The sequence below is a fragment of the Novosphingobium sp. CCH12-A3 genome (assembly GCF_001556015.1).
Lineage (GTDB): Bacteria > Pseudomonadota > Alphaproteobacteria > Sphingomonadales > Sphingomonadaceae > Novosphingobium > Novosphingobium subterraneum.
On sequence record NZ_LSIA01000317.1, the window covers coordinates 1 to 10814 of the forward strand.

13 protein-coding genes, 1 tRNA gene and 2 pseudogenes are annotated in these 10814 nt (G+C 61.8%); 3 read left to right on the forward strand and 13 right to left on the reverse strand.

Annotation, left to right across the window (positions count from 1 at the left end; translation table 11 throughout):
- Positions 1–118 precede the first annotated feature (118 nt).
- Together AX703_RS26280 and AX703_RS26285 are read right to left on the reverse strand one after the other, a co-directional pair.
- On the reverse strand, positions 119–763 hold the full coding sequence (locus AX703_RS26280; protein ID WP_062348474.1) for a phosphoribosylanthranilate isomerase: 645 nt from the start codon (positions 761–763) through the stop codon (positions 119–121).
- Between the two features lie 44 nt (positions 764–807).
- Positions 808–1584, reverse strand: coding sequence for an SIMPL domain-containing protein (locus AX703_RS26285; RefSeq protein WP_062348476.1), 777 nt, complete (start codon positions 1582–1584; stop codon positions 808–810).
- Positions 1585–1724: 140 nt separating this feature from the next.
- On the opposite strand from AX703_RS26285, the gene AX703_RS26290 reads away from it, so the two are divergent.
- A complete protein-coding gene (locus tag AX703_RS26290; protein WP_062348477.1) occupies positions 1725–2330 on the forward strand; it encodes a hypothetical protein in 606 nt (201 codons plus the stop codon).
- 5 nt (positions 2331–2335) lie between these two features.
- On the opposite strand, the gene AX703_RS26295 is transcribed toward AX703_RS26290, so the two are convergent.
- The 5 genes from AX703_RS26295 to AX703_RS26315 form a co-directional block, all read right to left on the reverse strand.
- Entirely contained in the window at positions 2336–2839 is a 504-nt protein-coding gene (locus tag AX703_RS26295) for a GNAT family N-acetyltransferase (RefSeq protein ID WP_062348479.1), read from the reverse strand.
- A gap of 4 nt (positions 2840–2843) precedes the next feature.
- Positions 2844–3518 (reverse strand): orotidine-5'-phosphate decarboxylase, encoded by a 675-nt coding sequence (gene pyrF, locus AX703_RS26300; protein WP_062348482.1) that lies wholly within the window; start codon positions 3516–3518, stop codon positions 2844–2846.
- Positions 3515–3832 (reverse strand): lipopolysaccharide assembly protein LapA domain-containing protein, encoded by a 318-nt coding sequence (locus AX703_RS26305; RefSeq protein WP_062348484.1) that lies wholly within the window; start codon positions 3830–3832, stop codon positions 3515–3517. The genes pyrF and AX703_RS26305 overlap by 4 nt, the downstream gene beginning before the upstream one ends.
- An 82-nt stretch (positions 3833–3914) precedes the next feature.
- Positions 3915–5231 carry an adenylosuccinate lyase gene (purB, locus tag AX703_RS26310; RefSeq protein ID WP_039334274.1) on the reverse strand — a complete coding sequence of 439 codons (1317 nt, stop codon included), beginning with the start codon at positions 5229–5231 and terminating at the stop codon, positions 3915–3917.
- A gap of 81 nt (positions 5232–5312) precedes the next feature.
- Entirely contained in the window at positions 5313–7175 is a 1863-nt protein-coding gene (locus AX703_RS26315; protein WP_197423848.1) for an acyltransferase family protein, read from the reverse strand.
- Positions 7176–7398: 223 nt separating this feature from the next.
- Here AX703_RS26315 and AX703_RS27075 point away from each other — a divergent pair, with 223 nt between their 5' ends.
- On the forward strand, positions 7399–7524 hold the full coding sequence (locus tag AX703_RS27075) for an entericidin A/B family lipoprotein (protein WP_082013356.1): 126 nt from the start codon (positions 7399–7401) through the stop codon (positions 7522–7524).
- Between the two features lie 4 nt (positions 7525–7528).
- Here the strand turns inward: AX703_RS27075 and AX703_RS26320 are convergent.
- The 6 genes and pseudogenes from AX703_RS26320 to AX703_RS26335 form a co-directional block, all read right to left on the reverse strand.
- Positions 7529–7816, reverse strand: a pseudogene (locus AX703_RS26320) (RadC family protein); the annotation flags it as partial.
- Positions 7817–7856: 40 nt separating this feature from the next.
- On the reverse strand, positions 7857–8378 hold the full coding sequence (locus AX703_RS26325; protein WP_062348489.1) for a Pycsar system effector family protein: 522 nt from the start codon (positions 8376–8378) through the stop codon (positions 7857–7859).
- A 1-nt stretch (position 8379) separates the two neighbouring features.
- Complete coding sequence (locus AX703_RS26330) at positions 8380–9075, reverse strand: adenylate/guanylate cyclase domain-containing protein (RefSeq protein ID WP_062348490.1); 696 nt, start codon at positions 9073–9075, stop codon at positions 8380–8382.
- A 97-nt stretch (positions 9076–9172) separates the two neighbouring features.
- Complete coding sequence (locus AX703_RS29045; protein ID WP_369821066.1) at positions 9173–9490, reverse strand: DUF6771 family protein; 318 nt, start codon at positions 9488–9490, stop codon at positions 9173–9175.
- A gap of 32 nt (positions 9491–9522) precedes the next feature.
- A tRNA-Ala gene (locus tag AX703_RS27700) sits at positions 9523–9591 on the reverse strand.
- A 49-nt stretch (positions 9592–9640) separates the two neighbouring features.
- The gene (locus AX703_RS26335; RefSeq protein ID WP_062348492.1) at positions 9641–9919 is read right to left on the reverse strand and encodes a hypothetical protein; all 279 of its coding nucleotides are present in this window, start codon (positions 9917–9919) and stop codon (positions 9641–9643) included.
- A gap of 164 nt (positions 9920–10083) precedes the next feature.
- On the opposite strand from AX703_RS26335, the pseudogene AX703_RS27085 reads away from it, so the two are divergent.
- Positions 10084–10814, forward strand: a pseudogene (locus AX703_RS27085) (IS3 family transposase); the annotation flags it as partial.

Consider the following 10814-nt stretch of genomic DNA (forward strand, 5'->3'; position numbering starts at 1 on the left):
TGACAGACCCGGTCTACCCGGCACCGAAACGAACTTCGCTTTGTTCACGGACGACGAGGTCGTTGTCACTTCCATCCCGCATGGGTGGGCTTGCGACGTGTCGGCTTTCAGCAGAGAATCAGGCGGCCCGCGCGTTTAAGCAGAACGTGCGAATGCGGTCCGCATCCTTAACGCCCGGTGCGCTTTCCACGCCTGACGAAACGTCGACCAGCGTCGTACCGGTTCCGCGCACGGCCTCTGCCACGTTCGTGGGCGAAAGACCTCCGGCAAGGCCCCAGCGCAGCGGCCCCTTGTAGGCACGCAGCAGGTCCCAATCGAACGCAAGGCCAAGGCCACCGGGTAGCGCCGCGCCCTTTGGCGTCTTGGCATCGAACAGGATGAAATCGGCAACACCGGCATAGGCATCGGCCTTGGCCACATCGCCCGGACCCGCCACCGAGATCACCTTCCACACCGGTTTGCCGAAACGGGCGCGGATCGCTGCGGCCCGCGCCGGATCTTCCTTGCCATGCAGTTGGATTGCGTCGAGCCGGGCTGCGGCCACGGCATTGCCCAGCGCTGCATCATCGGCATCAACGAACACGCCGACTCGAGTCAGTCGTCCCTCTGCCTGCATGGCCAATGCCGGAGCATCGCCCAGCGTCAGAAAGCGCGGTGACGGTGGGAAGAAGTTGAACCCGACATGGCTTGCCCGCGCCTCGATAGTTGCGGAAAGCGCGTCGCGGGTGGTTACCCCGCAGATCTTGATGGAAGGTCCAGGCATGAGCGGCGCGTTAGGAGAGGCGCGCCGCCCATGTCAATCAGGCCTCAGGGCGCCAGTTCGTAGCTGACGTTGACTGTCACGGTCATTTCAAGTTCGCCTGCTGCCACCGGCGAAGTGCTTTGCACCATGGCTTTTTCTGCGCGGGCGAACATGATCGGCGGCTGCGGCGGCGCCCAACCACCGTTCTCGCTGATCGACAGCACGCGCACCACGCGCAGACCAGCGGCCCGGGCATAGAGATCGGCCCGCGCGCGCGCCTTCTTCATCGCCTCGAGCCGCGCCTCGTCGAGCGCACCATCGGGGCTGTCGATCTGGAAGGTCGGGCCATTGACCTGGTTGGCACCGGCCGAAACGAGAGTGTCGATGACCTTGCCGTACTGGTCCAGCTTGCGCTGGCGGACCGAAACCTGATTGGTCGCCTGATAGCCGATGATGACCGGGTCCTGCTGTTCGAAGGAGCCGTCCGGCAGGCGCTTGGGCTGGCCGTAGACCGGATTGACCGAAAGGTTGCTGGTCTGGATGTCGCGCTCGGCGATGCCGGCCTTTTTCAGGGCAGCGATCACAGCGTTCATGCGCTGCGCATTCTCGGTCAGCGCTTCGCCTGCGGTCTTGCCCTGTGTGGTGACGCCGGCATTGAACACGGCGAGGTCGGGCGTGCGGGCCGATTTGCCCTCTGCCGAGATGTTGAGCAGGGTGTTGCCAGCGGCCACGACCGGGCCTGCGGAAACGGTCTGCGCTTGCGCACTCTGCGCAAGGCCTGCGCCGGCAAGCGCGACCAGCGGCAAAGCAGCAAGAACGGTAGCGGATTTGAAGAACTTCACGGGGCTTGTCTCCTTATGGATTGCGGCAAGACTTGCCCAGTCCAACTGTCGCACACCTGAACTGGTGCCCGCTTAAACGCGAAACATGGGATTAATCCTTCGCGGTTATGTCCCGTTAATGTTGGACGAGGGGGGAATACATGAAGCGTGCGGGACTGATCCTTGGAGCTGCGCTGGCCAGTCTGCTTGCTGGCTGCGCCGCCGAGCCTGACGAATTTCCGCTCAGCCGCAAGCAGGCATACGACAAGCTGCTCTCCGCCCGCATCGCGTCGTCCGGTGACGGCCCATTCTTCCGGTTGCGGACGACCATCACCGGCAATGGCGGTTCTGAAGTCACCTATGATGCCTTGGGCGATATGGCCCACCGCATCTGCCACATGCATCTGACCGAGCTTGAGCCACAGCTGACCAAGGTCAAGGTGACCTGCGAGGGCGGTGGCGCCGGCGAAGGCGCAGCGGCAGGCATGGCCCACAACATGATCCGCAACCGCGTGATCGAACTGGTCGATGCCACGCTGAAGGACCGTCCGTTCAACCCCGAGCTTGCCGGTGGCGCAACTGCCTCCCGCTGGCCAAGCGACGGTGTCGATGGCAGCTTTGCCGGTGCTGCTGGCAAGGCGCTGAAGCAGGATGCCGAAATGCACCGCGATATTGCCGAGGCCGAGCAGGCTGCAAACGAAGCACAGGTCGAAGTGCCGAGCGATTATGGCGATTCGGGCGCCGGTTCCGAACCACTGCCCGAATAGACCGCTCAGCTAAGGTCTTTTTCCAGCACCACCATGCGGAACGGCACGGCCTCGCCATTGGGGAAGGGTCGCGTTTCGCCGCTGCGGGCATAGCCGCGGCGTTCGTACCACGCGATCAGTTCGGGCCGCGCGTCGATCACCGTCATTTCCATGAGCCGCGCGCCGAACGCCTCGGTGGCCATGTCCTCGGCATCGGCGATCAGCGCGCGGCCCAGACCCTCGGCCTGCAGGTCCGGATCGACGCACAGCATCCCGAGATAGGCGCGGGCCTGGCCGACATCGGTGATCGTAACCGTGCCTGCCAGCACACCGTCGATTTCGGCGAGAAGCACGCGAGAGGTCTCCGCTGCGATGGTCTCGGCCAGTTCCGCGTCGCTCGTGCGCTCGTCGTCGAGCAGGTCGGCCTCGTGCGTCCAACCGCGCTTGGCGGTGTCGCCGCGATAGGCCTTCTCGACCAGCGTCCGCAGAGCCGGCACGTCCCCAGCCTTGGCCAAGCGGAAACGAATCATGGGATCAGAGTGTCGCCTCGATCGCGCGCGCGGCGGCGACCGGGTCTTCGGCGCGGCTGATCGGGCGGCCGATCACCAGCACGCTGGCGCCAGCATCGCGCGCGGCGCGCGGCGTGACGGCGCGCTTCTGGTCGCCCAGAGTGCCATCGGCAGGGCGCAGGCCCGGCACTACGAAGAAGCCCTTCTTCCAGCGCTTGTGGATTGCGCCAACTTCGTGGCCCGAACAGACGATGCCATCGAGCCCGGCTTCCTGGGCGAGGTCGGCAAGGCGAAGCGCTTGGTCATGGGCCGAGCCGCCAACGCCCATCGCCGCCATGTCGCTGTCGTCGAGGCTGGTCAGCACCGTCACGGCGACGACCTTGGTATGCTCCCCTGCCGCCGCCTTGGCATCCTCCATCATCGCGCGGCCACCGCCGGCATGGATCGTCACGATCGCCGGTTCGAGCACATGGATCGACTGCATCGCGCCCGCCACCGTGTTCGGGATGTCGTGCAGTTTCAGGTCGAGGAAGATGGGCAGACCCACCTTGGCCACCTCGTGCACGCCATGATGACCGTGTGCACAGAAGAACTCGAGCCCCAGCTTCAGCCCGCCGACGTGGCCCTTGACCTTCTTGGCAAGCGCGATGGCGGCGTCGAGCCGGGGCAGGTCGAGGGCAAGGTAGATCGGGTTGCTCACGGGGTCTCGCTCTTGAGTGTATCCGCGTCACGCGCGGTTTCGAGATTGGTCGACGACAGCGAAGGCGCGGCCTTGGCGCCAAGCGATGCCTCGAGGTTGGCAATGCGCCGCGTCAGCCGCCAGCGCGTCGTCCGGTACAGCAGCCAGGTCGGGACGAGACCGAGCAGGAAAGCAAGGATCACCAGCGCGGGCAGGCGGGTCTCCAGCAGCAGGCCTTCCCAGATGCGGACCTCGACCGGTTGCCAGTTGGCTGCGGTGAACGCAGCCAGCACGCCAACGACGAGTACCCAGAAAATCGTGCGCAGCATCCTCATGCCTTTCGCTCCGTGAGCCACCCGTCCTGCTCCGATGATTAGGACAGGTTAAGTCTCTTGGCGAGTCCCGGCAGGAAGGGGCTCAGGCTTCCCCGAACACCCGCGCGAAGATCGTGTCGATGGCCTTGAAGTGGTAATCGAGGTTGAACTTCTCCTCGATCTGCTCCGCGCTCAGCACCGCAGCGACCTCAGGGTCCGCCTTGAGCAGTTCCATCAGCGAAAGCTGGCCGTCCGATTCCCACACCTTCATCGCATTGCGCTGCACCAGACGGTAAGAAGCGTCGCGCTCCAACCCGGCCTGGGTCAGCGCCAGCAGCACGCGCTGCGAGTGGACAAGGCCGCCCATCTTGTCGAGATTCTTCTGCATCCGCTCGGGGTAGATCACGAGCTTGTCGACCACCGAGGTCAGGCGGGCGAGTGCGAAATCGAGCGTGATCGTCGCGTCCGGGCCGATGAAGCGCTCGACCGAGGAGTGCGAGATGTCACGCTCGTGCCACAGTGCCACGTTCTCCAGCGCCGGGGTGACGGCAGAGCGGACCATGCGGGCAAGGCCGGTGAGGTTCTCGGTCAGCACCGGGTTGCGCTTGTGCGGCATCGCCGACGAGCCCTTCTGGCCGGGCGAGAAGTATTCCTCCGCCTCGAGCACTTCGGTGCGCTGCAGGTGGCGGATTTCCACGGCAAGGCGTTCGATCGACGAGGCGATGACGCCGAGCGTCGCAAAGAACATCGCATGACGATCGCGCGGGATCACCTGCGTCGAAACCGGCTCGACCGCAAGGCCGAGCTTATCGGCGACGTATTCCTCGACCGAGGGATCGATGTTGGCGAACGTGCCGACCGCGCCCGAGATTGCGCAAGTCGCGACTTCCGCCCGCGCGGCGACAAGGCGCGCGCGGCAGCGGGTGAACTCGGCATAGGCTTCGGCGAGCTTCTTGCCGAAGGTGGTCGGCTCGGCATGGATGCCGTGGCTGCGGCCGATGGTCGGGGTGTACTTGTGTTCGAACGCGCGGCGCTTGATCGCCTCGAGCAGGGCGTCCAGATCGGCCAGCAGCAGGTCCGAGGCACGGGCGAGCTGTACGCTGAGCGTGGTGTCGAGCACGTCCGAGCTGGTCATGCCCTGGTGCATGAAGCGGGCTTCGGGGCCGACCTGCTGCGCCACCCAGTCAAGAAAGGCGATGACGTCGTGCTTGGTCACGGCCTCGATCGCGTCGATCGCGGCGACGTCGATGGCGGGGTTGGTCGCCCACCAGTCCCACAGTGCCTTGGCGCCCGAAGGCGGCACCACGCCCAGTTCGCCCAGCTTTTCGGTGGCGTGCGCTTCGATCTCGAACCAGATGCGGTAGCGGGCTTCCGGCTCCCAGATCGCGGTCATTGCGGGGCGGGCGTAACGGGGGACCATGTTCGACTCCGTGAATCTTGGCGCGGCAGGCTTCGCCGGGGCCGCTAGGGGCAAGGGGGCCGGAACGCAAGGGGCGAGGCGTCAAATCGGCCCGATCCGCTCCAGCATCCGGGCAATCACCCGGTCTGCTCCATGCGGGGTGAGGTGGGTGTCGTCAAAGTAGAGCGCTTTGCCGTGCTGCACGATGTCGCAGGCCTGCGGCCCGCACAGCACCTCTTGCGGATCGAAGAATCTGACGCCCGGGTGCGTTGCGGCGTAGCGCGAAAGCAGGGGGTTGATCCGGTACCCTTCCGCATCTTCGCGCGGCAAATGCTGCGGGCAGCGCGCGTTCACGAAGGCCAGGCACCGCATGTACCCGCCAACCATCTCGGGGCCCGCAGAAGCAGCGGTCGGCACGCTGCCGATGATCACGATTCGCGTTGCTGCAGGCAGGCTGGCCCGCAGCTGGTCCAGCGCTGCCTCGAGGCGGGGCCATCCGTCCCTTGAAGCGCGACCGAAGCGATGAAAATCCGAAGGGTCGAACAGCGCGCGGTCCCACCGATTCGCGATTATCACCACGGGAATAGCCCGCTGGCGCACCAGGCCGGCCAGAGCTGTGTAATGCTCGACGCAAGCCGAAGCCTCGCTGGATGCATAGCTGTAGTTGGTCACGCCCGGCAGGGAGAAACAGCCTGCCTGGGTCAACATTGCCCCTTCGCCCGCGCGTGCCGCCAGTACGTGAACATATTGGCGGGCATGGCTGTCGCCGAACAGGATGTATGGAACAGGCACCCCTGCAGGAGGCATGTGTTCGACCGGCTGGGGCAATGCAGCCGGATAGGCCAGCAGGGCATTGCGCCGGGCAGCGCTGGCCGGTTCCAGTTTCCCGAAAGCGCCAGCGGCACCAATGCCGAGGCAAAGCGCCAACCCGGCAATGCAGAACGCGGCCAGCGCCTTGCGTGAAGCCAGCATCCGACGCTCGCGCACCGGACGCTCGACAAGGTGCAGCGATCCGAACCCCAGCAGGACCGAAAAGGCGACCGCAGCTGCCGTCAGCCAGATCGGCGGCGTCCCCAGCCATTGATAGCGCGCAAATGCCAGAAGCGGATTGTGCCAGAGATAGAGGCCGTAGGAGGCACTGCCGATCGCCACCAGCGGGCGGAGAGACAGCATGCTGCCGACAGCATTGTCCGGCCGCGCATGGCGGAGGAGGAGTGCGGTGCCCAGAACGGGCAGCATCAGCCGCCAGTCCGGTGCGCTCGCCGCCTCGACGAAGGCTAGCCCCGCCAGAATCAGTGACAGTCCGGAAAGGGCCAGCCACGGGTTGGTCCGACCTTGCGGCAAGGCCATGCAGAATGCACCGAGCAGAAGTTCCCATGCGCGCGTCGGCAGATAATAGAAGGCGATCGTCTGGTGGCTGCCCGCAAGGGCGAGGCAACCGGTCAGCGATACGGCCGCCGCCCCGGCAAACCAGGGATGCAGGCGCCTTTGGCCTGCCCACCACAGCAGCATCACCAGCGCGGGAAACAGGATGTAGAACTGCTCTTCGACCGACAGGCTCCAGGTGTGGAGCAGGGGCTCGAACCCCTCGTCATCGTCGAAGTAGCCCGAGCCCCGAGCGAACATCATGTTCGAGGCGAAGACTGCGCTCGCTCCCATCCCTTTGGCGAACCGGCGAAAATCATCGGGGACCATCACCAGCCACGCGCACAGCAGACTGGCGAGAAGCATCGGAATCAGCGCTGGAAGGATGCGGCGGGCGCGGCGTTCATAGAAGTCTGCAAGGCTGAAGCGCCCTTGCTTCAGATCGGACAGGATCACGCCGGAGATCAGGTAGCCGCTGATCACGAAGAACACGTCGACGCCCACGAAGCCGCCGCCGAATCCCGGCGTGCCGGCATGGAACAGCACCACCGGAATCACGGCAAGCGCTCTCAGCCCTTCGATTTCACGCCTGTATTGCAAAACTGCCCGCCCAACCGTCCTGAGGACCACGATGGCCAAACCCGGCCGATCACGCAATTCCTGTTACGCTGCCGGTGTCGTGGTGCCGGTGTCGTGGTGCCGGTGTCGTAGTGGAGGTGTCGTGGTGAAGATTGCCGGACCCGTCGCCATGGCCATTGCACGAGATTGCATCGACGGCGGCCGCGCTATATCCGCGTCAGCGCATATTGCACGGAGAATGCACATGGCTCGCAAGGTTCTGGTCCTCGTCGCACTTGGCTGTTCACTGGCCCTCGCGGCCTGCAACACCGTCCAGGGCATCGGTCGCGACATCGAATCGGTCGGCAAGGCAGGCGAGAAGGCGATCTGATCCGCTAGATCAGGCCCTGTGCCTTGAGCGAGGTATAGCCTTCGCGCCCGATGACGATGTGGTCGTGCACGGTCATGCCCATAAGGCGCGCGGCTTCCGTGATCTTCTGCGTAACCTGAATGTCGGCCCGGCTGGGTTTGGGGCTACCCGAAGGGTGGTTGTGGACGAGGATCATCGCGGCCGCCCCCACGTCGAGCCCCTTCTTTACCACCTCGCGTGTATAGATCGGACTTTCGTCGAGCGTGCCATCGCCGACCAGATGGTCGAGTATCAGCATGTTCTGGGTGTTCAGCTAAAAATGATTGTGCGAACCCTATAGATATCTATTTAGATCAATGAGTTACAATTGGTACGCGCGAGTGAGTGAACGATGATGTAACTAGAACAATCGTCCATGGAACAAGCGATCCCATTGCCCACTGCGTGGCTGATTTTATGAACTTGAATTTGCAAGCAGCAACCTCACTGTTGCGCCAGATTTGACCACAAATATCGTTAGTTAGATCAACGACCGGAATGTCCATATACTGCTTTATGAACTCAGATTCCCGCCGTTTGGCGATTTCGGCGAAGTAGACGAGAGACGATTGACCGCCTTCAAGGTGTGGATATGCGCAGCGGTAGAGGTTGAAATAGGTCCAAGCTACCATTGCCAAATAGATTGCCAGCGGCACAGTGACATACCATTTTGGCAGGTCTGAGGCGGTCAAGTTCAATGAAACAACCGCTACCTGGGCGGAGACGATTGCGAATAACACCGACACCTTGGCATCAACGCGGGGGATAAAGCTCTGGACGTAAGCCAATTGCCTTTCGGCAACTTCCAGTCGATGCCGTTCATCCTGAGCAGCCATATCAAAGAGCCCAATGATAGGTTGATGCGTAGATTTCCATGTTGTTCATCGCGTTCCAAGTGTGCTTGACCCACATGTCCTTCCCATCTGAGCCGATCTTGGCATTGTTATGGAGCATGTCATAAACCTCCTTAGTAATCCAAGTTGGCTTATTGTGGTCAAGAGCGGCTAGCTTTGCGGCATAATTTGCCGCCCGGCCAACCCACACTAAGTCGTTTGCACCTCGGATGCCAGTCTTAGCGACAAAAAGTTCTGACGTGTCGATGCCACAAACGTGAAAGAGTTTATACGAGTTGTTCGCGTATTGCTCGTCTTTGAATTTCTGGATGAGCTGCTTCGCTGACCAATTTATTTTTAGAGCACATCGGGCAGCAGAGGTGTTTTTTGAATCCCCCAGAAAAACCGCCATAATTCGATCACCATCATATGCAGTGATCGTGCCACCCTCGCTCGAAACTATTTTAGCAGCGCAGTGAAGAAACGTCTTATAAATCTCAGCCGCGAACCAGTTTTTATATTGATCTACCAGTATAGTCGAATCTGCGAGATCGGCATACAATACAGTTGCCTTGATTTTTACCGCGTCATTGCTGAGCTTGACGCTCGTGTCGTCAGGGACAACGGTGCCATCACGGGTAGTCCACTGCTGCTTGAAAATCTCTTTGACCCTAGTTTCAAGGTCGTCTTTCAATGACATCGCTCAACCACCTTGAATTACTTCGGTGGTCCCATCATCTTAATTTAGGTCGTGATTTCAAGCCTAACGAGCGGAACATATGTGGAAAACTGCGCCATCAAAGCGGCAGGGTCATTTGCCTCGCGTCCGTTAAGGTAGGCTCGCGATCCCACGCGGCTAGAATGGTTTGCGCAAGCTCAAGCGCGGCATTTTCACGCAGATGTTCGTTAGGAGCCGTGAGCGCTACTCGCGCCCAGCCCGGAGCATTTAGCAGGCTCTGAGCGAGCCACTGAGAATCAGGCTGTGTCATGGCAACATTATATCGAACATAAAGGGAACAAGGCAAGGGGTCTGAGGCTAGCAGACATGCTGTCCGTATTCCGCTGGAGCCGTATTTTGCGATCTGCAATCTGATGCTCGATGCCAGCTCAAACATTTTTTGAGCACATGGTCAGCGGGGGTTACCTGTGGAGAATGTGAGGATCGAACTCACCTCAGTTTCCTTGCAAAGGAATCATGCTTGCCCAGAGCATTCCCCATTCATGGACGGAACGAGCGAGCGCTTCGAACCGTCCATATTTCATATTTAGCTGTCCAGTCTGACACCAACTGATGCCAGCAACTCGTCTGCGGTTGCTTGAGCTTTTTCACTCGGCGTGGGCGACCATTCAAACAGTCCGTCATGGCTTGTGAATGTTGGTTCGTTCAAATGCGGAGCCGCGCGCTTGCCACCGCTGCAGAACGTGTTTGGGTCCATTGACTGATAGAGCTTGGCTGTTTCCTTGATCTTGGTCTTCGGTGCAATCACAGCGCCTTCGAACGCCATGACCTCGCTGTTGCGATCAACATGGAAAAGATGGGTCATTGCGCAGTTTCCATCAGCAGCTTTGTATTCGTCTAGCTCACTCATCAGTACCTTAGCCAAGCGAGCGTATTGGCCCTCGAGAGGTGGCCTGGAGAATCTGGACAGGGTGCTAAGTGGATTTTCTGCCTGACGGCGGCCACGGTGGCCGCATGACAGGAGACGAGATGAGCAGACGACCCCGCCGGAACCACAGCCCGGCATTTAAGGCGAAGGTGGCACTGGCTGCGGTGAAGGGCGAGAAGACACTGGCCGAGCTGGCGCAGCTGTTCGACGTTCACCCGAACCAGATCACGACGTGGCGCAGCCAGTTGCTGGACGGCGCGGCTGGCGTGTTCGGAGCCGACAGCGCCTCGGATTCAGCTGAGCCGGCGGTCGACGTGAAGACGCTGCACGCCAAGATCGGCGAGTTGACGCTGGCGAACGATTTTTTAGCCGGCGCGCTCGGCAAGGCCGGTCTGTTGCCGAGCGCAAAGCGATGATCGATCGTTCGCACAGCCTGCCCGTGGCAGGTCAGGCGCGGGAACTGGGGATCAGCCGGGGCAGTGTCTACTACCTGCCCCGGCCGGTTCCGGAGGCCGATTTGAAGATCATGCGGCGCATGGACGAGTTGCATCTGGAACTCCCTTTCGCGGGCAGCCGGATGCTGCGCGACCTGCTGCGGCAGGAGGGCATCGAGATCGGCCGCCAGCATGTCGCCACGTTGATGAAGAAGATGGCGATCGAGGCGATCTATCGCCGGCCGAACACGTCGAAGCCGGCACCGGGGCACAAGATCTACCCGTATCTGCTGCGCAAGCTGCCGATCGTGCGGCCCAACCAGGTCTGGGCGACAGACATCAGCTACAGTGCGCCTCGTCCCGGATGGTCCGGGGTGCATATGACTGGAATGCAAAGG